Genomic DNA, 24343 nt, shown 5'->3' on the forward strand with positions numbered 1-24343 from the left:
CAACCCGAATGCCGCCGCGGCGCAAGAATCTGAGTTCTTTCAGGGGGTTTTCCTTTGAAATACGACCTCCCCGCCCTACAACTTGTCTATCGCGCAAAGATAAGGCCGCTCCCGCAAGTTGAGGGCCGCCGAGGCGAGGAACTGACGCTCTGACGAGCAGGCATCTCAAATAGCAGCGACACCCCAGTGCCAGAAACCTTTTTGGATGGAGTTTTGAGAATGCGTACAGCCAGATTTTTGACCGGTCTTTCCATTATCGCGCTCATCGCAGGCAGCGGGGCTCCCGCCCATTCGCAGGACGCGGCGACACAGAAGGACGCCACGGCGGCAACGCGGGCCGCAAACGATGCCCTGCTGACCCAACTGCCCTTCGACGACACATCGGACTTCGACGACGCCAAGCGGGGCCTGATCGCGCCGCTGCCGGCCGATGTGATCCGGGGCGCCGGCGGCAATCCGATCTGGAACCCGCAGCAATACGGCTTCATCGCCGAAGGCGCAGAGGCGCCCGCGACCGTCAATCCCAGCCTGTGGCGGCAGTCGCAACTGATCAATATCAGCGGCCTGTTCGAGGTCACCGAGGGGCTCTACCAGGTCCGCAACTACGACCTGTCGAACATGACGATCATCGAGGGCACCGAGGGCATCACCATTGTCGATCCGCTCGTATCCGCCGAAACGGCAAAAGCCGCCCTCGACCTCTATCGCCAGCATCGCGGCGACAAGCCCGTGAAGGCAGTGATCTATACGCACAGCCACGTCGACCACTATGGCGGCGTTCGCGGTATCGTCGAGGAGGCCGACGTGGCCTCCGGCGCCGTGAAGATCTATGCCCCAGAGGGTTTCCTCGAAGCCGCGGTCGCCGAGAACGTCATGGCGGGCACCGCGATGAGCCGCCGTGCCAGCTACATGTACGGCAACCTACTGAACGCCGACCCGAAAGGACAGGTCGGCGCCGGTCTCGGCACCACGACCTCCGCAGGTACGGTGACGCTGATCCCACCGACCAACATCATCACGGAGACGGGCCAGAAGGAAACGATCGACGGCCTGACCTACGAGTTCCTGATGGCGCCGGGGTCGGAGGCGCCTTCCGAAATGCTCTGGTACATCGAGGAGAAGAAGGCGATCCAGACCTCCGAGGACGCGACGCATACGCTGCACAACACCTATTCGCTGCGCGGCGCCAAGATTCGCGAGCCGCTGCCGTGGTCGAAGTATCTCAACGAAGCGCTGATCATGTGGGGCGACGAGGCGGAGATCATCTTCGCCCAGCATCATTGGCCGACCTGGGGCAACGACAACGTCAGGGAACTGCTTTCCAAGCAGCGTGACCTCTACCGGTTCATCAACGATCAGACCCTGCACATGGTGAACCAGGGCATGACCATGCGCGAGATCGCCGAGGCGTTCAAACTGCCGGACAGCCTGGCCACGTTCTGGGCCAACCGGGGCTATTACGGCTCCGTCTACCACGATGTGGCGGCGACCTATGTGCTCTACCTCGGCTGGTTCGACGGCAATCCTTCGACGCTGCACGAACTGCCCCCGGTCGAGGCCAGCAAGAGATATGTCGAGTTCATGGGCGGGGCCGATGCCGTCATGGAGAAGGCGAGGAAGTCCTATGAGGACGGCGACTACCGCTGGGTCGCCGAGGTCGTGAACCATGTCGTCTTTGCCGATCCGGACAATCAGGCGGCAAAGAACCTCGTCGCCGATGCGCTGGAGCAGCAGGGCTACCAGGCCGAATCCGGGCCGTGGCGCAACTTCTATCTGACCGGGGCGAAGGAGTTGCGCGAAGGCGTCACGCAACTGCCGACGCCGAACACCGCAAGCCCGGATACGGTGCGGGCGATGTCGCTCGATCTGTTCTTCGACTATCTCGGCGTGCGTCTGAACAGCCAGAAGGCCGGCGATACGAAGCTGACCTTCAACTTCGACTTCGGCGAAAAGGACGGCAAGTACCTGCTTCAGCTGGAAAACGGCGTTCTGAACAACACGGCTGGCCGGCAGGCCGACAATGCCGACGCCACGATCACGCTGACCCGCGACAGCCTGAACGGCATCGTGCTGGGGGAAACGACGCTGGACAAGGCAACCGCGGATGGCAGCGTCAAGGTGACGGGCGACAATGCCAAGCTCGGCCAGCTCGTGTCCATGCTCGACAACTTCGAGTTCTGGTTCAACATCGTGACACCCTAGGGTGAGCGGCGGCAGGCCGGCGTCCGGCGAAAGGGTTGCGGGAGGGGCAGCCTGCACCAGGCGAGAGCGCCGGGTGCGATGGACGCCGCGCCGCGGCTGACGTAAAATTCCGGCATGCGACACGATCCCGACGAGGGGAGCGGGCGATGCCGATATTCATGGACAGGCACGACCTGACGGGCGCGACCTCGGAGGAGGTGGCCGAAGCGCATCTGAAGGATCTCGGCATTCAGGACCAGTACGGGGTCAAGTTCCTGACCTACTGGTTCGACCACCGCAACGGCCGGACCTTCTGCCTGATCGATGCGCCCGACATGGAAACCGCCCAGTGTGTCCACCGCGAGGCGCACGGCTTCGTCGCAAGCGAGGTCGTCGAGGTGGCGCTCTCGGCCGTGGAGGCCTTCCTCGGCCGGATCGACGATCTGGAAGGCCGGGGCTCCGGTGCCGAAAGCCGGGATGCCGGTCACCGGGCGGTGCTGTTCACCGACATCGTCGGCTCGACGGAAATGACCTCGCGCCTCGGCGACCGCAGGGCCACCGAGCTCGTTCGGGCGCATGATTCGGTCGTCCGCCGCTGCCTGTCGCGCTCCGCCGGCCGCGAGGTCAAGCACACCGGCGACGGCATCATGGCCGCCTTCCCGTCGTCCGTGGCCGCCGTCGACTGTGCCGTGAAGATCCAGCGCGAGTTCCAGCGCTTCAATGCCGACAACCCCGAAGAGCTTCACATCCGCATCGGGCTCGATTCCGGCGAGCCGGTCGAGGACAGCAACGACCTCTTCGGCACGACGGTCCAGACGGCCGCGCGGCTCTGCGCCGCCGCCGGCGCCGACCAGATCCTCGCCTCCGAGAAGGTCTTCCAGGAATGCGGCACAGCCGACCGCTTCGCCCGCGCCGGCCGCTTCCGGCTGAAGGGCTTCTCCAAGCGGGTGCTCGCCTATCAGTGCGCCTGGAGCGGATAGCCGCGAGTTCCCCGGATGCGGCTCGGCCGGCCTCCGCTAACGCTGGACAATGCCGCCGTGGTCGGCCAAGGTGCCGCGGAAGTTGCATGCCTTGCGTCTCTGTCGATCTCGACCTGCTGGAGGAATGTGAATGCTGCGTCTCGGGGAGAAATACCGTCATCTGATCCATGGTGGCGGTTGCGCCTGCCAGTCGCTCGAGGTCCAGCAGGCATCGTTGCGCCTGGAGCGACTGACCCGTCGCGCGCTGCTCGCCGGCGCCGGTGCGGCGCTCATTGCCGGCGTGCCGAAGCCCGTCCTTGCGCAGGCGTCCGACAAGCCGCCGCAGACCCTGTTCCGGCAGGCGAGGCTGTTCGACGGCACCTCGGCCGGCAGCGAGACCGGCGTGCAGGTCCTGGTCGAGGGCAGCCGGATCGCGGCCGTCGACCGGAGCAACAACCCGCCGCCGGCGGGGGCGACGGTCATCGATTGCGGCGACCGGTTCCTGATGCCCGGCATGATCGACGCGCACTGGCACACGCTCTTCGCCGCCGTGCCGGTGGGGGTTGCGACGACTGGCGATCCGGGGCTGATCTACACGGCGTCCACGGCCGAGGCCGAACGCACGCTGCTGCGCGGCTTCACGACCGTGCGCGACCTCGGCGGACCCGTCTTCACCTTCAAGCAGGCGATCGACACTGGTACGATTCCCGGCCCGCGAATCTATCCCTCCGGCGCCTTCATCACCACCTCAGGCGGGCACGGCGACCTTAGGATGCCCACGGAGATCCCCCGCGATCCCGCCCGGCTCAGCATCATGGAGCAGGTGGGCGGCGCGATGCTCGCAGACAGCCTGGGCGAGGTGCAGATGCGCGTGCGCGAGCAATTGTTGCAGGGCGCCTCCCAGATCAAGGTGATGGGCGGCGGCGGCGTGTCCTCGCCGCGCAGCCCGCTCGACATGACCACCTTCAGCGAGGAGGACCTGCGCGCAGCCGTCGCCGTGGCGCGCGACTGGAACACCTATGTGGCCGTGCACGCCTATGCGCCGCAAACGGTGCAGCGCGCCGTCAATGCCGGTGCCGCCTGCATCGAGCACGCGCACCTGATGGATGAGGCGACGGCAGCGCTGATGGCCGAAAAGGGCGCCTGGCTCAGCACCCAGCCGTTCCTGTCGACCGAGGATGCCGTGCCCCTGACCGGACCGTCCGCCGAACGCCTGAACCAGGTGATCGCCGGCACGCCCGTCGTCTACGAACTGGCGCGCAAGCACGGGCTCAAGCTCGCCTGGGGCTCCGACATGCTGTTCTCGCCGGCGATCACGATGCGCCAGAACACCATGCTGACGCATCTGTCGAAATGGTATTCCGGCGCCGAGATCCTGAAGATGGTAACCTCGACCAATGCCGAACTCCTCGGCCTCTCCGGCCCGCGCAACCCCTATCCGGCCAAGCTCGGCGTCGTCGAGCCCGGCGCCTTCGCCGATCTTCTCCTCGTCGATGGCAACCCGCTGGAGGACATCGCCCTCCTCGGCGACCCGCAGAAGAACCTCGCCGTCATCATGAAGGACGGCAGGATCCACAAGAACACGCTCTGAACAATGTCGCGCAGAGGTGCGCGACGGTCTTGCGACGACGACAGGCGTGGATCAAGGGGCTGAAGCACGGAAGCGAAGCTGGAAGATCGCGACGTGCTTCAGATGTCGGCCCGCGAGAACCAGACGTCGTCGTAGATCGCCAAGGCCGTCTCGTCCGGCGGCCCGTCGCGCGTCAGCCGGATCGAGCGGACGGCGGCCGCGTCGGCAACGCTTGGCGCCTTGCGGCAGCCGGAACGGTCCGATGCGCCGATGCAGGGGATGAAGGTCGCGCGCATCAGCGGGCGGACACGATGGCCGGCATCGGTCCGCGTCACCAGCAGCGCGAGCCCCACCCTGTCGGTCGGCTGCCAGGGAAAGATCAGCCGTCCGCCGCTCCGCAGCGCATCGAGCCAGCGAACCGGCGGGGCCACCACGCCGGCGTTCACGTAGATCAGGTCGGCCGGCGGCAGCGGCAGGGCCGTGGCGTCGCCGTCGATCACCTCCACCCCCTCGAACGGCCGGAGGTTCTCGCGCGCCCGCCCCGCAAGCGCCGCCTCGATCTCGTAGGCATGGACACGCCCGTTCGGCAGCACCAGCATCGAGAGCAGGGCGGTATAATAGCCGGTGCCGGCGCCGACATGGATGACCGTCTCGCCGGCGGCGGGGGCCGCGGCGCAGAGCCAGGCCGCATGCAGGAATGGCTCGCCGTTGTTGATGCCTTTTTCCGCATCGAGGGCGACGAGCACGTTCTGGTAGAGGAAGGCCGGATCGGCGCCGGGCGTCTCCAGATAGCCGCGGCCGGCCCTGATCTGCCACGGCCCCGGCCCGAGAAAGGCTTCCCGCGGCACGGCCTCGATGATGCGCGCGAGCCGGTCGTCGGTGGCATTGCCGGCAGCGGCCATCATCTTCGCATGGAAGAGGCGGATCTCGTCGAGGCTGGCACGGCGGATAGCGGTCACGGACAGGCTCCGGAATTGGTGTCGGAGCACAGATTAGGCAAACCGCGCGTGCGGGCAATGCCCACATCTTGCCTCCGCAGGGGCAGGGGACGGCGGCGTGGCGGCCGCAAGCCACGCGCCAGCCGGGTCTGCCACAATTGCGGCACGGTAACGACGTTATCTCGCCGGCAAGGAATCGTCCCCTATCTTCCTGCCTGCGTCTCTCGGACTTCATGGAATGCGTCGCTGATCATGGCCTCAGAACTCACTCTCTCCCGCCGCCGGTTCCTTCGGCTCTCCGGGCTTGCCGCGGCCACGGGCCTTGCCGGCTGCACGTCGTCGATGAACACCGACCGGTTCCGCTGGCAGACAGATGCGGTCTATCGCAATCCGGCGCTGGAAGGGGTCCCGGGGCCGTGGCTGGAGGGGCGCGATCCCGACCAGGGACCCTACGAGCAGCCGGTGCTGCCGACCGGCATCCCGGATCTCGACCCGGCCTATGCCGGCATGTACGACGTCCGCATCGACGGTGGCTTCACCATCCCGCAGGTTCCGTACCGGCAGATCGACGCCCGCTTCCTGCGCCACGAGGTGCAGGATCCGTTTGGCGAGGCGCCGGGCACGATCATCGTCGATACCGACAACCGCTATCTCTACCTGACGCTGTCCGGCGGCCGGGCCATGCGCTACGGCGTCGGCATCGGCCGCGAGGGCTTTGCCTGGGACGGCCGCGGCGTCATCCAGTGGAAGCAGGCCTGGCCGCGCTGGACCCCGCCCGACAGCATGATTGCCCGCCAGCCGGACCTGGAACGCTACTCCGCCCGCAACGGCGGCATGGCGCCTGGGCTGTCGAACCCGCTCGGCGCCCGCGCGCTCTACATCTTCCAGAACGGCCAGGACACGCTCTATCGCCTGCACGGCACTCCGGAATGGAAGTCGATCGGCCGCGCCGCCTCATCGGGCTGCGTGCGCCTGCTCAATCAGGACGTCATCGACCTCTATAGCCGCGTCCCGAACGGCTCCCCGATCGTGGTGCTGTAACGCCGGCGGTTCGGCTGACGGAAAGACCTGCCCCTCACCCCGACCCTCTCCCCGCAAGCGGGGAGAGGGGACGGAGACGCCGCGGCCATCGCCCTTCTCCCCGCTTGCGGGGAGAAGGTGCCCGGTAGGGCGGATGAGGGGCATCTTTGCAGGAACGCTGTGCCTATTCTCCAATGCAACGGTTCAAGTAGACGGAGGCGCGCGTCCCGTCAGGCCTCCAGAAGCGCCTGCATCTGCCGCAGGTGCTCGATGGTCAGCGGCTTTTCCAGGTAGCTCCTGACGAAGGGATAGCGCAGCGCCCGCTCGCGGTCGGAGCCGAGTTGCGAACTCGTCAGCATGGCGACGACCGGGGCATGGTGGGCGAATGTGCTGGCGTAGTGTTCCAGGAACTCGAAGCCGTTCATGATCGGCATGTTGATGTCGAGGATGATGGCATCCGGCGTCTCGGTCTTGAGGATCGCCAGCGCCTCGGTGCCGTCCTGCGCCTTCAGGATGGCGATGGCGGGATCGAACTTGCGGATCGTGTATTCGCAGATGAACTGGTCGTTCTCGTCGTCATCGACCACCAGTATGGTGTTCAGCTTCATGTCCGTCCCCGTTTGGCAGCTCGACGATGAAGCGGCTGCCCTTGTCCCTGGCCTCGAAGGTGACTGATCCGCCGAGCGATTCGGCGCTCTTCTTCAGAATATAGAGGCCGAGCCCGCTGCCGAAGGACCGGCTCGGGTGCAGGCGTTTGAACATGCGGAACAGAAGCGGGCGCTTCTCCTCCGGCACGCCGAGCCCGTTGTCCTCCACCACGAGACGGATCCTCCCGTCATGCTCCTCGATATGGACGTCGACCCGCGGATCCGTCTCCCCGGGATCATGGTACTTGATCGCGTTGGACAGGAGATTGCCGACGATGACCTCGAATTTCGATGGCTTGGTCGAGATTGTCAATTGCGGCGGGATATGGTTGGCGATCCGCACGCGCCCGTCCTCTTCCAGCGTCGACAGGGTGTCGGCCTGGCTCTGCACCACGTCGAAGGGGGAGATCCGGCGGTCCTCCTCCTCCAGCAGCCGGTCGCGCGTCAGCACGATGATGTTCTGGATCAGGTGGTCGAGCCGGGTGAAGTTGCGCTCCATCCGCTCCAGCGTGCCCGCCAGCGCGTCGTGGTCGCCGCTTTCCAGAAGCTCGCGCGAAATGTTGAGCAGGCCGATCGAGGAGGCGATCGGCGAGCGCAGGTCGTGCGAGGTGCGGTAGGCGAATTCCTCCAGTTCCGCATTGGCCGCCAGGAGCTGCCGCTCGAAGTGCTTGCGCTCGGAGATGTCGCGGATGATGGCGGTGTGGACGGTTCCCTCGGCAAGCTCGACCCTGGCCACGGAGAGCTCGACGGGGACGATGCGCCCGTCCTTGCGCCGTGCGTCCGTCTCGCCGCTGGCGACCACGTATCCGGCCCCGCTATGGCCGCCTCCGGTCGCCTCCGCCCCGTCACCGGGCGGCCCGGGCAGGAGCATCCTGACCGGCTTGCCGACGACGTCTTCCGGCGCATGGCCGAAGATGCGCTCGCAGGCGGGATTTGCCGAAAGGATGGTGCCGTTCGCGTCGACGGTCAGGATGCCGTCGACGGCGGCGTTGATGATCGCCGCAAGCCGCCCCTGGCTCTCGCTGAGATGGGTGGCGCTGCGGCGGTAGCGGCGCGAGCTCCAGTAGGAATAGGCGAGCAGCCCCGCATAGATCAGCCCGGACAGCAGGATGAGGTCGAGCAGCGTGGCCGCCGTCGAGGAAATCCCGTCGCGATCGATCGCAAACGGCAGCCTTTTCGCCTGTTCGCTGACCTTCAGATAGGCGAGCGTCAAGAGGATCAGGTAGGTCGCGACCCCGAGCGAGGCGGCGATCGCCAGCCGGTGATAGCCGGCCGTCCGCGCGCCGATGAAGAGGATGCCGACCCCCAGCGCCAGGAAGCAGGTGGCGCTCTGCACCGACATCCGCGTGTAGGCGACCCAGTCGTGGGCGGCGTCGAAATCGATCAGGTAGCCGATCAGCGCGGTGGCGGCGATCGCCACGGCCGCATAGCTGCAGGCGATCTGCACGATGTCGCTTTCGCCGCGCAGCGCGCGGCGGATGACGGCGAGGCTGATGAGGATGAAGCAGAGCGCGGTGTTCGGCGCGATCCGTCCGGGCAGGCTCGTGCCGATATCGGTGAACGGCCTGTAGAGCGCCTGGTCGATGCCGAGGTCGACGGCGAAGACGTGCTGCGCCAGCGCGACCACGCCGTAGCCGAGCACCGCGAGCGCGCCGATGGCCGGCAGCGCGCGGTGGCCGGAAAGCGCCAGGAGAAAGGCCGCGCCGAGCACCGTGAACGCCAGCGCCGCATTGAACTTCATGCCGAAAATCTCGGGATGGCGGGCGGCGAGCTCCGCAGGCTCCGCCAGCCAGAAGACGATCATGCCGAGGCCGACGACGATGCACCACAGCCCCGCCGACAGGCCGGTCAGACGCCATTGCCGGTCATCGTGCTGCATTCGGCCTCCATCGTCGGTGACGAACGGCAATATAGGGCGGGCGCCTGCCGGAGCCAGCCTATTTTCCCGGCGAGCCTTCCGGTATGCCTTCCGCGGGGCCGCCGGCCGGGTCGGGGCCGTGGCCGGCGCGCAGCTTGTCGGCCAGCGCCTGCAGCCCGGCGCCGAGGGCGCCCAGCTCTTCCGCCGTGCAGCCGGAGGCCTTGCCGATCTCCATCAGGATCCCGCGGGCCTCCTCCTTCATCTGCCGGCCCTTGCCGGTCAGCGTGATCAGCACCTGCCGCTCGTCGGCGCGGTCGCGCTTGCGGGCGACGTAGCCGCTCGCCTCCAGCCGCTTCAAGAGCGGCGAGAGCGTGCCGGAATCGAGGTGAAGCGCCTCGCCGAGCGCCTTGACGGTCTTCGCGTCGTCTTGCCAGAGCGACAGCAGCACCAGATACTGCGGATAGGTCAGGCCGTGCGGCTCGAGCAGCGGCTTGTAGGTACGGTTGAACGCATGCGCGGCTGAGTAGATGGCGAAGCAGAGCTGGCGGTCGAGCGCCAGCATGGCATCGTCGATCCGCATTGCGCCGTCGCCCGGCATCGCCTTGTTGCTCTGAATGTCCGCGATCGCGTGTTCCTTGGCCATGCCGTATTGTCGCAGGTGTTATCTCAAAATGCAATGCGCAAAATTATATTGCGCGCAATTAGATTATGCGCTACATAATTATTTATCGACAACCGAAGGAGACCCGACATGCCCATTCTCTACACCACCAAGGCATCTGCCACCGGCGGCCGTGCGGGCCACGGCGCCACCGAAGACGGCGTGCTCGACGTGACGCTGACCGTGCCGAAGGAACTCGGCGGCGACGGCGCCCGCGGCACCAATCCCGAACAGCTCTTCGCCACCGGTTATTCCGCCTGCTTCCTCGGTGCGCTGAAGTTCGTCGCCGGCAAGGAGAAGGTAAAGATCCCCGATGAAGCGAGAGTGACGGCCACTGTCGGCATCGGCCCGCGCGAAGACGGCGGCGGCTTCGGCATCGAGGCCGCCCTGCAGGTCTCCGTCCCCGGCGTCGACAAGGCCGTGGTCGAGGACCTGGTCAGCAAGGCCCACGTCGTCTGCCCCTACAGCCACGCCACCCGCGGCAACCTCGACGTCAAGACGACGGTCGTCTGATAGCGGTCGACATAACTTGGTCGATGCGGCCCGGCGAACTGCTTCGCCGGGCCTTTTTCATCAGGCTTCGGATAGATTGCGCCGGCTCATCGGGATGCCAAAGCCGGTTGGCACCGGCAAGCCTTCGCCAAGGGCGGCCCGAAGCTCGCCGGTCACGAACTCGTTCGGCTTGTTGCTGCGGAACGCCAGGCGCCAGCCGGCTGTCCAGTTGGCTGCTGCAGTGGTGCGGGGCGAGCGCCTGCCGGGGTAGTTCTCTGCGCTGCGTGTTTCTTCCGTCATGGCGAATGTCCTCCGCTCGTTTGGCACCGCGTGGGGCGGGCCTGCCGTTCGACAGCCAGGCCTGCCGGTCCCGATTCAGGCAAGGGTGGTTTCCACGTCGATGTTGCCGCGGGTTGCCTTGGAATAGGGGCAGATTTCGTGGGCAGCATGGATCAGTTCATGTGCGATGTCTCGGTCGATGCCCGGCAAACTGACGTTGAAGCGTGCCCGCAGGAAGTAGGAACCCTCATTGACGTTCAGGTCTATCTCGGCGTCGACGGCGGGGCCGTTCGGGAGCTTGACCTTGCGCTGGGCGGCGGCAAGTTCGATTGCGCCGATGTAGCAGGCCGACCATGCGGCGCCGAAGAGGTTTTCGGCGGCCGGGTGAGGCTGCGACAGGCGAAGGTCCAGCATTCCGTCGCTGCTTCGGGTGCCGCCGTCACGGCCGCCGGTGTTGTGGGTCTTGCCGCTGAGTACGAGCTTCTCAGTCATGTTTCATATCCTTTGATGATATTGATCGTGTCCGATCTAATCGGATGCGATGTGTATAGATTCATTCAATGCCTTTGTCAACCATATTGCGATTTAATCGGATACGATTAATATGGGTGCCAGAAACCGGATGGAGATGTTCATGCCCATTGTTCAGACCAGGACCATAGAGGATGCGCCCGCGCAGACGGGCAGCAGCGGAAGAAAGCTCGCGAATTTCATGTGCTTCGCCATCTACTCGGCCAATCTCGCCTTCGGGCGGGCGTACAAGCCGATCCTGGACAGGCTTGGCCTGACGTACACGCAATATATTACTCTCGTGGCGCTCTCCGAGGCGGACGAGCAGACCGTTCGTGCGCTCGGCGAGAAGTTGTTCCTGGAGTCGAACACCCTGACGCCGATCCTCAAGAAGCTCGAGGCCGAAGGCTACCTGCATCGCAGGCGCGATCCCGCCGACGAGAGGCAGGTGCGGGTGAGCCTTACCCCTGCCGGGCGTGACCTTGTGGAACTGGAACCGGGTTCAGTGCTGATGGAGGCCACCGGGCTGGGCGACGAGTTTCCAGTGGTGCAGGAATCTGTTGTGAAGTTGCGGGACAACCTGTTGCGCGCGACGCATGCCGATGATGCAGAGAAATGAACCGCCACCTGAAGGCAGGTCATCACTCCAAAGCAATACCAGCAAAAGTGGGAACAGGTTTTGCGTCTGGAATTGCGTAGAACCAAGAAGATGGAGCATAGTCGGCGATTCAATAATCGCCGACTATGCTCTAGGCGCAAGCGGCCACATCCAAGCCATGCAGCGGCAAGAAGGTGAGCGGCCTGGTCCGCTCACCTCCGCCATCGATCAGTTCGCCCTGGCCTCTGCAAAGAAGCGTTCCGCATCCTCCACCTCGACCAGTTTCCGCTTCTCGATCAGCCAGAAGCGGTTGGCGACCGCGCGGACGAAGCTTCGGTCGTGCGAGACGAACAGGCAGGTCGCCTGGCGCGCCATCAGTTCCTGCTCCAGCGCCTCCTGCCCCTCGATGTCGAGATGGTTGGTCGGCTCGTCGAGCAGGTAGAAGCTGGGCTCGGTCAGCCGCAGCACCAGCATGCCGAGCCGCGCCTTCTGCCCGCCGGAGAGGCGGCCGAGCGGCTGGCCCTGCTTTTCTATGGCGATACCGGCGCCGGCCAGCAGCGAACGCGCCCTCGGCTCGCCAAGAGCGAAGCGGTGGGTGAGCGCGGCAAGCGGCGTGTCCGTATCGGCAAGGTCGGCGAGCGCCTGGTCGGCATGGCCCAGCACCAGCGACGGCGTCGCCTTGATGCCGGAGACGGCGGCACCCTCGATCGCGGCCTTCAGCGCCGTGACGAACCGTGTCTTGCCGGTGCCGTTGAAGCCGAGCAGCACGATCCGGTCGCCCTGGCAGATGAACTGCCGGCCGGTGCGAAAGAGGGCCGTGCCGTCGGGCGTGGCGATCGTCGCATCCTCCAGCGTCACCAGCACCCTGGCATGGGTGCCCCGGCTGGAAAGCCGGATCGCCCCGGCGGAGCGCTCGAGATGGGCGGGCTTTGCCGCGTCCTCCAGCTTCTCCGCCCGCTGCTTCAGCTGCTTCGTCTTGACCACCAGCAGGTCGGAGCCGGAATTGATGCCGATATTGTTCAGCTTCGCCGCCTGCTGGCGCAACTGCGCCGCCTGCTTCATGTCGCGCTGGTAGCGCCGTGCGTCCGCCGCATCCGCCTCGTCCAGCGCCGCCCGCGCCCGGTCATAGGGCAGGGCGAAGGCAGCCGAATTTTCCGGCCGCAAAAACAGCGTGCGGCTCGTCGTGGCGTCGAGGAAGGCGCGGTCGTGGCTGGCGACGATCACCGCCGTGCCGCGCGGCAGCCCGTTTACGAAGCCCTCCAGTTGCAGGATGCGGGAGAGGTCGAGATGGTTGGTCGGCTCGTCGAGAAGCAGCACGTCCGGTTCGCGGATCCATGTGCGGGCGAGAAGGGCGAGCCGCTGCCAGCCGCCGCTGAGCTGCGACAGCGGCCGGGTGCGCAGCGCCTCCGGCACCTCCAACATCTCCATGACGACGTCGACGCGCCAGCGCTCGTCTCCCGCCTGCTCCGGCGAAAGCGCTGCGAGCACGGCGTCATGCAGGCTCGCCTCCATGAGGGCAGGGGGCACGCCCTGCTCGACATGGCCGACGGTCAGCCCGCGCGCGCGGGTGACCTCGCCCTCGCCGGGTTCGAGGCTGCCTGCGATCAGCCGCAGCAGGGTGGATTTGCCCCGGCCGTTGGCGGCGACGAGGCCGATCCGGTCGGAGGCGTTGACGGAGAGGTTCAGGCCGGAAAAGAGCGGCATGCCCAGCGTGACGCCGAGATTGCGAAGCGTGATGAGCGACATTGTCGGTCCCTGGTCGAATTGTCCGGGCAAACGCGGCATCGCGGGCATCGGCCATCGTCGAATGCAAGCGCGTTCAGGCTCGGAAGCATTGGAATTGGCGCAGCATCCCGCAAGGATGCGCGCTGCCACCAAGGGCAGACCAGAAGGGGTTCGTCGAAAAACGGTCTCTGGTCAGCCCTGCAAACGCATCTGCAGGGCACGATCGGGACCGTGCGAGAGATTGGACAGGAAATCGAATCTCACGTCCGCCCTCCTTTCGCAGCGTCGGTTGAGGCCGGCTGGATAGCACCGATCGCGGGAATTTTCAACTCTGGCGACACGGGGAGGGCTCGCGGAGGCGGGCAGGCCGTCACCGCTGCAGGAAGCGGACCGACCAGCGGCGGGGTATGAGGATCGAGGCGGCGGTGACGAGGGCGGCGACGATGAAGGGCGCCCAGACGGCCGCGCCGGCCGCATTGCGCTGCAGGCTCGCGCCCGCGATCGCGCCGGCCAGCATGCCGGTCCACGGCACGATCTGGACCAGCCATTTCCGGTCGCGCACGCCCAGGATGAAGCGCCCGAGCCCCCGTCCGAAGCGGGAGAGCGCGCCGGTGACATAGGTCAGCCCGATCGGCAGGCCCTCGATCTGCTCGACGGCGGCATTGATCGTGCCCATGGCGAAGATCAGAAGCAGGAAGCGCACCTCCCGCGGGTCCGGCACCAGGGCCGAGGCGGCGAGGAAAGCGGTGACGCAGAGGAGAACGCGGGAGGGCCGCGAGCGGGCGGCGACGATCACCCCGCAGGTGTTGCCGAGCACGAAGGCCACAAGCCCGGTCAGAAGCAGGATCGCCCGCTCCACGTCGCTTTCGGCGAGCGCCACCGCCGCGCGCGTGGTGTTGCCGCTCATGAAGGAGACGAACTCGCCGACCGCCATCAGCCCGATCGCATCGGTCATGCCGGCGAGGAAGGAGATGGCCGCGACGAGCGCGAGCCCGACAGAACTTCGCTGGCGCCTGATCAGGCGCCGCCGCCTTGCGACCGACATGGGAGACGTGATTCCAGATTGCGACGGACCGAGCTAATCAGAGGTTGCGCGGCCTGGCAAGACGGGCGCGGTCGTCTGGCGATTTGCAGGCTCCGGCGGTCGAGCCGATCGCCACGCCCACTGGGGAACCCGATCGTCGCCCCGCACCGCCGAACCCGTTCACCGGCGTCCCATCACCCCACCCCGGAGCTTCGCTCCGACCCTCCCCCTCAAGGGGAGGGTAAAGGCCCCGGCGTCGCGTCATCCACCCACCTCCCCCTTGAGGGGGAGGTCGCCGCGCAGCGGCGGGTGGGGGTGACCGACGGTGCGGCTGACGCTGTGATCTGCGATTTTGCTGTCGTCACCGGGGGGTCGGCTGGCGCTGTCGTCGGCAATATGTCGCGCCCGGTTGCCGCTCGTCGCGCGCACCGCCGAATTCCTCGCCGGCGTCACATCACCCCACCCCGGAGTTTCGCTCCAACCCTCCCCCTCAAGGGGAGGGTAGAGGCCCCGGCGTTCAACCGCCTCTCTCCCCGCATGGGGGCGAAGGGCCGGTGCGGGGAGACCGGATCGTCCTACCGCCGCAGGCTTCCCAGGATGCCGCGCACGATCGCGCGTCCGAGTGAGTTGGCGACGCTGCGGGCTGCGGATTTCATCGCTGCTTCCACCACCGTCTCGCGCTGGTAGCCGGAGCGCGCCTTGGTCTTTCCGGTCGTCGAGGCCTGGGTCGGCTCGTCGCCGAAGCCCGGTAGCGTCCAGCGGCCGCCGTTCTCCCCTTCCTGTTCCGGCGCCTGCTCGGCCTGTTGCTCCGCCTGCTGCGCCTCCTCCAGCTTCTTCGCCCGCCCCGCCAGCATCTCGTAGGCCGATTCCCGGTCGAAATCCTCGTCGTAGAGGCCGGCGACGGGGCTGACCTTCATCACATTTGCCCGCTCGGCGTCGGTGAGCGGGCCGACGCGCGAGGCCGGCGGGCGCACCAGCGTGCGCTCCACCATCGAGGGGATGCCCTTGCCCTCCAGCGTCGAGATCAGCGCCTCGCCGGTGCCGAGTTCGGTGATCACGGTGGCGCAGTCGAAATCGGGATTGGGGCGAAAGGTGTCGGCGGCTGTCTTCACCGCCTTCTGCTCGCGCGGCGTATAGGCGCGCAGCGCGTGCTGCACGCGGTTGCCGAGCTGGGCGAGCACGGTCTCGGGCACGTCCAGCGGGTTCTGCGTGACGAAATAGACGCCCACGCCCTTGGAGCGGATCAGGCGGACCACCTGCTCGACGCGCTCGATCAGCACCTTCGGCGCGTCCTTGAACAGAAGGTGCGCCTCGTCGAAGAAGAAGACGAGCTTCGGCTTTTCCGGGTCGCCCACTTCCGGCAGTTCCTCGAACAGCTCCGAGAGCAGCCACAGCAGGAAGGTGCCGTAGAGGCGCGGGTTCATCATCAGCTTGTCGGCGGCCAGCACCGAGATCGCGCCGCGCCCGTCATTGGTGGTGCGCATGATGTCGGAGATCTTCAATGCCGGTTCGCCGAAGAAGTGCTCGGCACCCTGCTGTTCGAGGATCAGGAGTTCGCGCTGGATCGAGCCGACCGAGGCCTTGGAGATGAAGCCGAACTTGTTGGAAAGCTCGGTGGCGTTCTCGCCCATGTAGTTCAGCAGCGCCTGCAGGTCCTTCAGGTCGAGCAGCGGCAGGCCGCCCTGGTCGGCGATCTTGAAGGCGATGTTGAGCACGCCTTCCTGCGCATCCGTGGCATTCATCAGCCGCGACAGCAAGAGCGGCCCCATCTCCGTCATGGTGGTGCGGACGCGATGGCCCTTCTCGCCGTAGAGGTCCCAGAAGATCACCGGGAACTCCTGGAAGTCGTAGGGCTCGAGCCCGATCTCCTCCGCGCGTTTGAGCAGGAAGTCCTTGGCCTCGCCCATCGCGCCGATGCCGGAGAGGTCGCCCTTCACGTCGGCGCAGAACACCGGCACGCCGGCATTGGAGAAGCCTTCGGCGAGGATCTGCAGGGTGATCGTCTTGCCGGTGCCGGTGGCGCCGGTGACGAGCCCGTGGCGGTTGCCGAATTTCAGTTCGAGGTATTCGGGCTTGTTGATCGTATTGTCCGGCTTGCGGCTGGTGCCGATGTAGAGCTTGCCGTCCTGAAGTATCGTCTCGCTCACCGTGTCACTCCCTTGTCGTGCCGGGCGGGGCAGGGCGTGTCGTTCCGCCGCGTCCCCGATTTCATCCCGAATTCATCATTGAATCGTATTTGCGACTTTATAAGGTGGATGCGGAACTTCAACACCTCTCGTAAGCCGCAGCGCGGTTGCGGATTGCCGTTGGACGGCGCTTGAGTTTGCTGCACGATTCCAATAACGTTGACGTTAACGTCAAAGAAAACATCGGAGGATTTCCATGAACGATCTCGTCAACCGCGTGGCGGAAAGCGTCGGCATCGACCCGGCCACGGCCGAGAAGGCGATCGGCATGATGCTGGGCTTCCTGCAGCGCGAGGCGGCGGAAGGGCCGGTGGCGCAGATGATCGAGGCCATCCCCGGCGCCTCCGATCTGGTCGCCCGCTACAACGGCGAGGGCGCCGGCGGCGGCGGCCTGCTCGGCGGGCTGATGAATGCTATGGGCGGTGGCGGCGTCATGGCGCTCGGCCAGCAGCTGATGAGCGAGGGTCTCGGCATGGGCGAGATCACCGGGCTTGCCAAGGAGACGATCGCCGTCGCCCGCGAATATGCCGGTGACGACGTCGTCGACGCGGTCGTGGGTTCCGTTCCCGGCCTCGGCCAGTTCGTCTGAGCACGAAAACGGCGGAAGGCGCGCCCGCGCAGGGTCCGGTCGCGCTTCTCGGCCTTCCGGCGCTGCTCCGGGGCAGCGCCTGTTTCTTCCTGGAGATCGCCGTCGCCGAAATTCCGTCGGTGACGGCGAGCGCCGCGCCGGGACGTGCCCGCCAGCCCCGAAATCAGCCCTGAAATCAGGCCTGCCGCCGTCCCGAGAGGGCAAAGTATCCCGTGAAGACGGCAAGGGCCGCTCCCACCATCAGCGGGCCGGCATCGAGCCCGACCACGCCCATCACCAGCCCCGTGAGGCTGGAGCCGGCGCCGCTGCCGACCGCGTAGGTCAAGGCGTAGGCAGCACTTCCCGCCACCAGCATGCTGCCGCGAAAGCGCTCGCCGAGCATGGTCAGCGCGCAGGTATAGAGCGAGAAGCTGGCCGCCCCGATCAGGCCGAAGGCGACGAGGATCAGCGCCGGCCGGTCGAGGAAGGGGAGCGCGACATAGCCGGCCGCCGCGACCGCCGCCGTCCCGACCGCGACCGCGTGCCGGGAGAGCCGGTCCAGCGCATAGCCGATGAAGGGCTGCGCCAGCGCCGTCGGCAGCGCCAGCACGGTGACGCTCAGTGCTGCAAAGGCTTCCGAGTGCCCGCTCTTGACGAAATAGACCGGCATCGCCGAGATCGCCGCGATGTCGGCAAAGCCGAAGGCGAACACCATCAGGACCAGCATCGGCGCATGGCGGAAGAAGGAAAACACGTCCTTCGTCGACGACGGTTCCGGCACGGTGCGGGTCTGGACCATCAACAGCCCGGTGGCGAACGCGACGAGCGCGAGATAGACTGCGGTCAGCGCGAAGCCGAAGCCGCCGGCGGTGCCGAACAGCGGGATTGCGAGCGGCCCGGCGGCAAAGCCGGCGCAGACCGCCGCACCATAGATCCCCGAGACGCGCCCGCGCAGCCGGTCGGGGCAAGCGACGTTCAGCCAGGCCTCGCTCAGCATGAAGATCAGGCTGGCGCAGAAGCCGAGCAGGAAGCGGGCGAGAAACCACACGGGCATCGACGAGAAGGCGGCGAATGTGGCGAGGCAGACCGAGCAGCCGACGAGGCCCGCGACGATCAGGTGCTGGGCGCGGAAACGCTGCGTCAGCCGCCCGATCATCAGCGTCGCCGCGGCGAGCCCGAGCGCGAAGCCGAAGGCGTTGACGCCGATCAGCGTCGGCGATACCCCGCGCGCCTCCAGCACCAGCGAAATCAGCGGATAGGTGACGCCCTGCGCCACCGAAAAGGCGGTGACGCCAAGCACGACGGCGGCAATCGCCGGCCAGTCCGGCATCGCCTGTGCCGAAAGGTTCTGGTTGGTCTGCATGGAAGTGTTCCCCGGGCGGCACCGTGACGGCCCACAACCGTCATAGCCGAGGCCGCGGCGGAAGGAAATGGGCGCGGGAACCTCCCGTCTTCTCCCCGGCGGGGAGACGGTGGCGAAAAGCGCTGGATGAGGGGGCCGCCGCAACGTCGACGCGGGCGAATTGTGCGAGGGGCCGCCCCTCGCCCGAACCCTCTCCCCGCGGGCGGGGAGAGGGGGGCGGGAACCGGTGTGGCATATGTCCTTCTCCCCGCTCGCGGGGAGAAGGTGCCCGAAGGGCGGATGAGGGGCGGGCGAGCTTGGAGCGAATGGCCGCCCGCCCGCAGCCCCCCAGCGCCGGCCCGCCTAGGCCCGGGCCGGATCGGCGCCGGCCTCGACGGAACCCGCATGGCCGCGCCGGTCCAGCGCGCCGCTGACGAGCGTGAAGCCGAGGGCGGCGGCGACCAGGATGGCGCCGACCCAGGGTGTGGCGCCGAGGCCGAGCGGGGAGGCGACGACCAGCCCGCCGATCCAGGCGCCGGCCGCGATGCCGAGATTGAAGGCGGCGATGTTCAGCGCCGAGGCGACGTCGACGGCGGCGGGGCGGTGACGTTTGGCGAGCTGTACCACGTAGAGCTGCAGGCCCGGCACGTTGGCGAAGGACAGGAAACCCAGCGCCGTCAGCGTGACGAGCGCCAGCACCGGCGACGGTGCCGTGAAGGTGAAGAGTACGAGCACGGCCGCCTGCGCTGCGAACAGCACCGTCAGCGCCCTGACCGGGTCGCGGTCGGCGATCCGTCCGCCGGCGATGTTGCCCGCGGCGATCGCAAGCCCGTAGAGCACCAGCACCAGGCTGACCGAGGAGGCCGAGAAGCCGGTGATCTCCTGCAAGACGGGAGCGAGATAGGTGAAGGTGACGAAGGTGCCGCCATAGCCGAGCGCCGTCATCGCGAAGACGAGCAGCAGCCGGCCGGAACCGAGCACGCGCACCTGCTCGGAAAGCTTCGCCGCCTTCTGGCGTTGCAGGTTGTTCGGCAGCAGTGCGGCGATGCCGACAAAGGCGATGACGCCAAGGGCTGCGACCGCCCAGAAGGTGGCGCGCCAGCCGAAGGTCTGGCCGATCACCGTGCCGAGCGGCACGCCGGTGACGATCGCGACCGTCAGCCCCATGAACATCATCGCGATCGCCGACGCCCGCCGGTCCTCGGGAACGAGTTCGGCCGCGATCGTCGCGCCGACGGAGAAGAACACGCCATGGGCAAACGCCGACAGCACGCGGGCGACAAGCAGGATCTCGTAGGAAGGCGACAGCGCCGCCAGCGTGTTGCCGGCGACGAACAGCGCCATCAGGCCGAGCAGCAGCGGCTTGCGGGCCGCCCGGCCGGTCAGGGCCGTCAGCACCGGCGCACCGAAGGTGACCCCCAGCGCATAGATGGAAACGATGAGGCCGGCGAGCGGCAGGGTGATGCCGAGGTCGGAGGCGACGGTCGGCAAGAGGCCGACGATGACGAATTCGGTGGTGCCGATCGCATAGGCGGCGATCGTCAGGGCAAAGAGCGCAAGGGGCATGGACTTCTCCTTCCGCAGCAGGCGCCGGGGCAGGGCCCGGGCCGGGCGGCAAAACGGGTGAACGGTTTGGTTGCCGCCAATATGGCCTGCGCGCCCTTGTTCGATAATCCGTGTGATAGGATAAGTATCTTTGAAGCCAATTCACAGGTGATCACCGCAATGGACAACCGCGCAGGCGAAATGGAAGTCTTCGTGACGGCCGTGGACATGAAAAGCTTTTCAGCCGCCGGCCGCAGGCTGGGCCTGTCGCCGTCCGCCGTCAGCAAGCTCGTCAGCCGGCTGGAGGACAGGCTGTCGACAAGGCTTCTGGTGCGCACCACCCGAAGGCTGGAGCCGACCCCGGAGGGCGAGGTCTATCTGGAGCGCGCGCGCCGGATCCTCTCGGAGATCGAGGAGACCGAGCAGACGGTCGCTGGCGGCGCCCGCGCCTCGCCGCGCGGCTCGATCCGCGTCAATGCCGCCGTCGCCATCGGCGAAAGCATCATCCTGCCGCTGCTTCCCGATTTCCTGGCGCTCTATCCCGAGATCCGGATCGACCTGACCCTGACCGACAGCGTCATCGACGTGGTCGGCGAGCGCACCGACGTGGCGATCCGCACGGGCCCCTTGCGCGATTCGTCGCTGCTGGCGCGCAAGCTGATGGAGAGCACGCCGGTCGTCATGGCGGCACCTGCCTATCTCGAGCGTCACGGTATGCCGAGGACGCCCGACGATCTCGCGACCCACAACTGCATCCGCTTCAACTTCCGCCGCAGCGTCGATGAATGGGCGTTCCGGCTGCCGGGCCGGTCCTCGCCGGTCCTCCACACGGTGTCCGGCAACGTCATGGCTTCGAGCGGCTCCATCGTCCGCCAGCTCTGCCTCGACGGCGTCGGCATCGGCCGCGTCGGCCGCTTCCATGTCGAGCCGGATATCGCCGCCGGCCGGCTGGTGCCGCTGCTGGAGGATTTCCATTCCGGCGAGATCGAGACCGTCTACGCCGTCTTCGCCGGCCACGAACACCTCGCAGCCCGCATCCGCGCCTTCGTCGATTTCCTGTCGGCGCGGATCGGCGGCTGAGCGACGGGTCGGCCTATCGCGCGTCCGCGATGGTTACGGCCGGCGGCCACCCGATGCGGGCCTCCGCTCGCTGCATAGGCGGATCCACGGGCAGGTCGATGTCGAGGGCAATCTCCCTTGCCAGCTTCCGGCGCAGGGCCAGGGTGTAGTCGCCCGTCGCCCGCGGCACCATGACGAAGGCTTCGAAACCGCCGATGACGTTGTCGGCAAAATAGGACGCCAGTGAACGGCCGGAACTCTCGTCCCTTCCATCCGGAATGGCGATCGCGTTGATCGTGTATCCCTTCTCGACGGCCTTCGTCCTGGAGTCCTGAACGGGCAGGCCGTCGTTGTTTTCGCCATTGCCGGAGATGTCGATGACCTTTCTGTCGGCGTGTCCCGGAAATTCGTCGAGAAGCAGTCTTCCGGCTTCGATCGCCGACGAGATGGATGTCCCGCCTCTGCTCCGCCGGCTGAAGCCGGTATCGCCTTTCCGGCTGATCACCCCGGCCGCCTTTTCGGCGTCTGCCGCTCCGCAGATCCGCGTCCACGGCAGGACGATCCTGATGTGCGCCGGGCTCGCCCATTCGAAATAGGTCACGCCGATGCAGCCGCGGGGATTGCCGGAAATGACCTTGATGATCTCCGGCGAGGTGAGGGCTGCAACATGCCCGTTCCGTTGCAGGTCGGCGATGTCCGGATCGATCGAGGAGGAGAAGTCGACCGCGAAGACGATGGCGACATCGACGTCGAAGCCGCGCGCCCCGTCGCCGTCGGCGGCGCGTGCCGGCGCCGGGAACGTCAATGCGGCTGCAAGCGCCGCCGCCAGTTTCCAGGAAGTGTCCATACCCGTCAGCCCCTCTTGCCGCTCGTCCTGCGGGGCATGATCCCCCGGCGCGGACGGAAGCATTGGCGGGGAAGACATTCGACCCCCTTTTGGGGGTTGATCGGGGCTTGGGCCGGTCGCGCAAAACTGTGCAAATGGGGGCGCCGAACCGCCCTGTAGTCAGCCGGTCCATATTGCACTAGGTTCTGCTTCAGGTTGTGCGCGCCGTTTGTGCCTGGCGATCACACAGGGGAGAGCACGCAGGGGAGAAGACGGGGGAGAGGGATGTCTATCGACATCGAGCGGTTGCAGCACGCGTCCATGCAGGTGTCGGACATCGTTGCCGATCCCTCGCGCTGGACGGAGCTCCTGGCGGAGGTGGCGGTGGCCACCGGCGCCATGGGGGCTGCCCTGATCCCGCAGACGGGATCGGCAGGGGCGCTGGCGACCGCGCATCTCACGGAATGCCTGGAAACCTATGTCCGCGAGAGCTGGCCCGAGCAGGACGCAGACAGTCACCGGCGCGCCCGGGTCCTGAACATGCGGGGCGAGGTTGCCTTCGATCGTGACCTGGTCGGCGCCGACGACCGGCGCGCGCCGTTCTTCGAAGAGTTCATGCCCCGCTTCGACGGCAGGTGGTGGGCGGGCATCGGCGTTCGGGGCGGCCCCGATTTCTGGTCCCTGACACTGCATCGGTCCCTGCGCCAGGGCGCGTTCGAACAGAGCGACAGGGCCGTCTTCCGGCAATTCTCCCTGCGGCTGAACGAAGTCGGCAGTCTTGCCCATCTCGCCGGCCGCGTCGCCTTGTCGTCCGTGGCCGATTCGTTCGACCAGATCGGCAAGGCGGTGGTGGCGATCGACGAGACCGGCAGGTTCATCCATGCCAACGCCGCCGCACGGCAACTGATGCGGGCGTCCATCCTTATCGTCGGCGAGCGCCTGATGTTCCGCGACCGTCACGCGGCGGCCGAATACGGCAAGGTCGTCGACCGGCTGCGGGGACTTCGCGAGGGCAAGACCCTGCTGGCGCCTCCGATCGTCGTCCGGCGGGAGAACGCCGCCCCGCTGGTGATCAGGACATTGCCCGTCGATGGCGCGGCGAAGTCCCCGTTTCTGTGCGCGCGGGCATTGCTGCTTCTCGAAGAGGTCGTCCGTCCGGCCAGGTCCGACTGGCAGGCATTCAGCCGCGCTTTCAGGCTCACGCCGGCAGAAGCGCGTCTCGCAGCGCTTCTGGCGACCGGCGAGACCCTCGAAAATGCGGCGGACGCGCTCGGTGTCACCAAGGAAACCGCCCGCAGCAGGATCAAGGCCATCTTCCAGAAGACCGACACCCATCGACAGGCCGCTCTGGTGGCGCTGCTGGCCTCGCTTGGAAGAAGCTGACGTCCTCCGCATGCCGGCCCCGCGCATCTCCTTCGCAAGCAGGGCAATCGCACCTGGACGGACAGCCCCGATGCGCTGATCTGCCGGGCCTTGGCGGGGCGCGACTTGTCCTTCCCATTTCCGCCACCATATGCGAAAAACGAGGCTCGACAGGATTTGCAGGAGCGTGCGCCGAAATGAAGTCTGGAATGAGCATTCTTGCCGCGCTTCGTGATCGTCCGGCCGCAACGGCGGGCCACCGTCCGGGTCTCTGCCTGCTGGCTGCGGGCGCCGTCCTCGTCTCGCTCGCGCTTGCACCAGTCCGGCCTGCCGCGGCCGCCGCGTGTTCGAACGCGCCCGCGCCGGGCGTCGACTGGAGCAACTGCGCCAAGAAGATGATCATGCTGCAGGGCAACGACTTCAGCGGCGCCGTACTTGTCGAGGCCGACTTCACCCTGACCGACCTCAGCAAGACCAATCTCGACGGCGCCAATCTCGAGGAAGCCGTCATGGCCCGCGCCTGGCTGACGGGGGCGAGCGCCGAGAAGACCAATTTCAACCGCGTCGAGGGTTATCGCACCGGCTTCGACAGGGTCAACGCCACCGGCGCCACCTTTGCCGCCGCCGAATTGCAGCGGGCGAGCTTCAAGGAAGCGGTGCTGACCAATGCGGTGTTCGACAAGGCCGAGCTCGGCCGCGCCGATTTCTCCGGCGCCGAGCTCACAGGCACCCGCTTCCGCTACACCAATCTGTCCCGCGCCGACCTCAGCAAGGCGAAATTCGAGGGCGGCCTCGATTTCTCCCATGCCTTCCTGTTCCTGACCCGGATCGAGGGCCTCGATCTTTCGTCCTCGACCGGGCTGGAGCAGGAGCAGGTCGATCTCGCCTGCGGCGACGCCGGAACCAAGCTGCCGCCCGGCTTCACCGTCCCGTCGAGCTGGCCCTGCCCCTTCGACTGAGGGGAGAGCGCCTGCCGCGAACCTGACGGGCTCA

General features: G+C 66.8%; 22 protein-coding genes. 10 read left to right on the forward strand and 12 right to left on the reverse strand.

Annotated elements, in window-relative coordinates:
* Positions 1-219: 219 nt before the first annotated feature.
* The 3 genes from OCK02_RS05265 to OCK02_RS05275 all read left to right on the forward strand — a co-directional run bounded on the left by OCK02_RS05265 (position 220) and on the right by OCK02_RS05275 (position 4731).
* Positions 220-2202, forward strand: coding sequence for an alkyl/aryl-sulfatase (locus OCK02_RS05265; protein ID WP_263811886.1), 1983 nt, complete (start codon positions 220-222; stop codon positions 2200-2202).
* Positions 2203-2348: 146 nt separating this feature from the next.
* Positions 2349-3161 (forward strand): nickel-binding protein, encoded by an 813-nt coding sequence (locus OCK02_RS05270; RefSeq protein ID WP_263811887.1) that lies wholly within the window; start codon positions 2349-2351, stop codon positions 3159-3161.
* Between the two features lie 130 nt (positions 3162-3291).
* Positions 3292-4731 carry a metal-dependent hydrolase family protein gene (locus OCK02_RS05275; RefSeq protein WP_263811888.1) on the forward strand — a complete coding sequence of 480 codons (1440 nt, stop codon included), beginning with the start codon at positions 3292-3294 and terminating at the stop codon, positions 4729-4731.
* 98 nt (positions 4732-4829) lie between these two features.
* Here the strand turns inward: OCK02_RS05275 and OCK02_RS05280 are convergent, their stop codons facing one another.
* A complete protein-coding gene (locus tag OCK02_RS05280; protein ID WP_263811889.1) occupies positions 4830-5669 on the reverse strand; it encodes a protein-L-isoaspartate O-methyltransferase family protein in 840 nt (279 codons plus the stop codon).
* A 231-nt stretch (positions 5670-5900) separates the two neighbouring features.
* On the opposite strand from OCK02_RS05280, the gene OCK02_RS05285 reads away from it, so the two are divergent.
* Positions 5901-6689, forward strand: coding sequence for a L,D-transpeptidase family protein (locus tag OCK02_RS05285; protein ID WP_230803056.1), 789 nt, complete (start codon positions 5901-5903; stop codon positions 6687-6689).
* Between the two features lie 209 nt (positions 6690-6898).
* Here the strand turns inward: OCK02_RS05285 and OCK02_RS05290 are convergent, their stop codons facing one another.
* The 3 genes from OCK02_RS05290 to OCK02_RS05300 are packed head-to-tail and all read right to left on the reverse strand — an operon-like array spanning position 6899 to position 9771.
* A complete protein-coding gene (locus tag OCK02_RS05290; protein ID WP_230803057.1) occupies positions 6899-7276 on the reverse strand; it encodes a response regulator in 378 nt (125 codons plus the stop codon).
* Positions 7245-9194: a PAS domain-containing sensor histidine kinase gene (locus OCK02_RS05295; protein ID WP_263811890.1), complete on the reverse strand. Its 1950-nt coding sequence runs from the start codon at positions 9192-9194 to the stop codon at positions 7245-7247. Before OCK02_RS05295 ends, OCK02_RS05290 begins: the two co-directional genes overlap by 32 nt.
* Positions 9195-9252: 58 nt before the next feature.
* Positions 9253-9771, reverse strand: a complete 519-nt coding sequence (locus OCK02_RS05300) for a MarR family winged helix-turn-helix transcriptional regulator (protein WP_263812205.1) — start codon at positions 9769-9771, stop codon at positions 9253-9255.
* A 153-nt stretch (positions 9772-9924) separates the two neighbouring features.
* Here OCK02_RS05300 and OCK02_RS05305 point away from each other — a divergent pair, with 153 nt between their 5' ends.
* Positions 9925-10347 (forward strand): organic hydroperoxide resistance protein, encoded by a 423-nt coding sequence (locus OCK02_RS05305; protein WP_230803059.1) that lies wholly within the window; start codon positions 9925-9927, stop codon positions 10345-10347.
* Positions 10348-10407: 60 nt separating this feature from the next.
* Here the strand turns inward: OCK02_RS05305 and OCK02_RS05310 are convergent, their stop codons facing one another.
* Complete coding sequence (locus OCK02_RS05310) at positions 10408-10626, reverse strand: hypothetical protein (protein ID WP_263811891.1); 219 nt, start codon at positions 10624-10626, stop codon at positions 10408-10410.
* A 75-nt stretch (positions 10627-10701) separates the two neighbouring features.
* Complete coding sequence (locus tag OCK02_RS05315) at positions 10702-11097, reverse strand: Ohr family peroxiredoxin (RefSeq protein WP_263811892.1); 396 nt, start codon at positions 11095-11097, stop codon at positions 10702-10704.
* Positions 11098-11239: 142 nt separating this feature from the next.
* Between OCK02_RS05315 and OCK02_RS05320 the strand changes: the two genes are divergently transcribed.
* Positions 11240-11734: a MarR family winged helix-turn-helix transcriptional regulator gene (locus OCK02_RS05320; protein WP_230803062.1), complete on the forward strand. Its 495-nt coding sequence runs from the start codon at positions 11240-11242 to the stop codon at positions 11732-11734.
* Positions 11735-11941: 207 nt separating this feature from the next.
* Here OCK02_RS05320 and OCK02_RS05325 read toward each other — a convergent pair whose 3' ends face one another.
* From OCK02_RS05325 to OCK02_RS05335, 3 genes are all read right to left on the reverse strand, one after another.
* Positions 11942-13459: an ATP-binding cassette domain-containing protein gene (locus OCK02_RS05325; RefSeq protein WP_263811893.1), complete on the reverse strand. Its 1518-nt coding sequence runs from the start codon at positions 13457-13459 to the stop codon at positions 11942-11944.
* 349 nt (positions 13460-13808) lie between these two features.
* Positions 13809-14483, reverse strand: a complete 675-nt coding sequence (locus tag OCK02_RS05330; protein ID WP_263811894.1) for a YoaK family protein — start codon at positions 14481-14483, stop codon at positions 13809-13811.
* 554 nt (positions 14484-15037) lie between these two features.
* On the reverse strand, positions 15038-16597 hold the full coding sequence (locus OCK02_RS05335; RefSeq protein ID WP_263812206.1) for a helicase HerA-like C-terminal domain-containing protein: 1560 nt from the start codon (positions 16595-16597) through the stop codon (positions 15038-15040).
* Positions 16598-16844: 247 nt separating this feature from the next.
* Between OCK02_RS05335 and OCK02_RS05340 the strand changes: the two genes are divergently transcribed.
* Positions 16845-17237, forward strand: a complete 393-nt coding sequence (locus tag OCK02_RS05340; RefSeq protein WP_263811895.1) for a hypothetical protein — start codon at positions 16845-16847, stop codon at positions 17235-17237.
* Positions 17238-17412: 175 nt separating this feature from the next.
* On the opposite strand, the gene OCK02_RS05345 is transcribed toward OCK02_RS05340, so the two are convergent.
* Complete coding sequence (locus OCK02_RS05345) at positions 17413-18579, reverse strand: MFS transporter (protein WP_263811896.1); 1167 nt, start codon at positions 18577-18579, stop codon at positions 17413-17415.
* Positions 18580-18921: 342 nt separating this feature from the next.
* Positions 18922-20124: an MFS transporter gene (locus tag OCK02_RS05350; protein WP_263811897.1), complete on the reverse strand. Its 1203-nt coding sequence runs from the start codon at positions 20122-20124 to the stop codon at positions 18922-18924.
* Between the two features lie 159 nt (positions 20125-20283).
* Between OCK02_RS05350 and OCK02_RS05355 the strand changes: the two genes are divergently transcribed.
* Entirely contained in the window at positions 20284-21183 is a 900-nt protein-coding gene (locus tag OCK02_RS05355) for a LysR family transcriptional regulator (RefSeq protein ID WP_263811898.1), read from the forward strand.
* Between the two features lie 13 nt (positions 21184-21196).
* Here OCK02_RS05355 and OCK02_RS05360 read toward each other — a convergent pair whose 3' ends face one another.
* Positions 21197-22009: a DUF1194 domain-containing protein gene (locus tag OCK02_RS05360; protein WP_263811899.1), complete on the reverse strand. Its 813-nt coding sequence runs from the start codon at positions 22007-22009 to the stop codon at positions 21197-21199.
* A 264-nt stretch (positions 22010-22273) separates the two neighbouring features.
* On the opposite strand from OCK02_RS05360, the gene OCK02_RS05365 reads away from it, so the two are divergent.
* On the forward strand, positions 22274-23371 hold the full coding sequence (locus OCK02_RS05365; RefSeq protein ID WP_263811900.1) for a helix-turn-helix transcriptional regulator: 1098 nt from the start codon (positions 22274-22276) through the stop codon (positions 23369-23371).
* A gap of 188 nt (positions 23372-23559) precedes the next feature.
* Complete coding sequence (locus tag OCK02_RS05370) at positions 23560-24309, forward strand: pentapeptide repeat-containing protein (RefSeq protein WP_263811901.1); 750 nt, start codon at positions 23560-23562, stop codon at positions 24307-24309.
* Positions 24310-24343: the final 34 nt, after the last annotated feature.

Origin of the sequence: Rhizobium sp. TRM96647 (assembly GCF_025780115.1) — a bacterium.
Taxonomy (GTDB): Bacteria; Pseudomonadota; Alphaproteobacteria; order Rhizobiales; family Rhizobiaceae; genus Mycoplana.

What these genes read in the sequence shown, in the direction of transcription:
- OCK02_RS05265 (WP_263811886.1), top strand. Translation starts at nt 220, where the DNA reads ATGCGTACAGCCAGATTTTTGACCGGTCTTTCCATTATCGCGCTCATC.
- OCK02_RS05270 (WP_263811887.1), top strand. Translation starts at nt 2,349, where the DNA reads ATGCCGATATTCATGGACAGGCACGACCTGACGGGCGCGACCTCGGAG.
- OCK02_RS05275 (WP_263811888.1), top strand. Translation starts at nt 3,292, where the DNA reads ATGCTGCGTCTCGGGGAGAAATACCGTCATCTGATCCATGGTGGCGGT.
- OCK02_RS05285 (WP_230803056.1), top strand. Translation starts at nt 5,901, where the DNA reads ATGGCCTCAGAACTCACTCTCTCCCGCCGCCGGTTCCTTCGGCTCTCC.
- OCK02_RS05290 (WP_230803057.1), bottom strand. Translation starts at nt 7,276, where the DNA reads ATGAAGCTGAACACCATACTGGTGGTCGATGACGACGAGAACGACCAG.
- OCK02_RS05295 (WP_263811890.1), bottom strand. Translation starts at nt 9,194, where the DNA reads ATGCAGCACGATGACCGGCAATGGCGTCTGACCGGCCTGTCGGCGGGG.
- OCK02_RS05300 (WP_263812205.1), bottom strand. Translation starts at nt 9,771, where the DNA reads ATGCCGGGCGACGGCGCAATGCGGATCGACGATGCCATGCTGGCGCTC.
- OCK02_RS05305 (WP_230803059.1), top strand. Translation starts at nt 9,925, where the DNA reads ATGCCCATTCTCTACACCACCAAGGCATCTGCCACCGGCGGCCGTGCG.
- OCK02_RS05310 (WP_263811891.1), bottom strand. Translation starts at nt 10,626, where the DNA reads ATGACGGAAGAAACACGCAGCGCAGAGAACTACCCCGGCAGGCGCTCG.
- OCK02_RS05315 (WP_263811892.1), bottom strand. Translation starts at nt 11,097, where the DNA reads ATGACTGAGAAGCTCGTACTCAGCGGCAAGACCCACAACACCGGCGGC.
- OCK02_RS05320 (WP_230803062.1), top strand. Translation starts at nt 11,240, where the DNA reads ATGCCCATTGTTCAGACCAGGACCATAGAGGATGCGCCCGCGCAGACG.
- OCK02_RS05325 (WP_263811893.1), bottom strand. Translation starts at nt 13,459, where the DNA reads ATGTCGCTCATCACGCTTCGCAATCTCGGCGTCACGCTGGGCATGCCG.
- OCK02_RS05330 (WP_263811894.1), bottom strand. Translation starts at nt 14,483, where the DNA reads ATGTCGGTCGCAAGGCGGCGGCGCCTGATCAGGCGCCAGCGAAGTTCT.
- OCK02_RS05340 (WP_263811895.1), top strand. Translation starts at nt 16,845, where the DNA reads ATGAACGATCTCGTCAACCGCGTGGCGGAAAGCGTCGGCATCGACCCG.
- OCK02_RS05345 (WP_263811896.1), bottom strand. Translation starts at nt 18,579, where the DNA reads ATGCAGACCAACCAGAACCTTTCGGCACAGGCGATGCCGGACTGGCCG.
- OCK02_RS05350 (WP_263811897.1), bottom strand. Translation starts at nt 20,124, where the DNA reads ATGCCCCTTGCGCTCTTTGCCCTGACGATCGCCGCCTATGCGATCGGC.
- OCK02_RS05355 (WP_263811898.1), top strand. Translation starts at nt 20,284, where the DNA reads ATGGACAACCGCGCAGGCGAAATGGAAGTCTTCGTGACGGCCGTGGAC.
- OCK02_RS05360 (WP_263811899.1), bottom strand. Translation starts at nt 22,009, where the DNA reads ATGGACACTTCCTGGAAACTGGCGGCGGCGCTTGCAGCCGCATTGACG.
- OCK02_RS05365 (WP_263811900.1), top strand. Translation starts at nt 22,274, where the DNA reads ATGTCTATCGACATCGAGCGGTTGCAGCACGCGTCCATGCAGGTGTCG.
- OCK02_RS05370 (WP_263811901.1), top strand. Translation starts at nt 23,560, where the DNA reads ATGAGCATTCTTGCCGCGCTTCGTGATCGTCCGGCCGCAACGGCGGGC.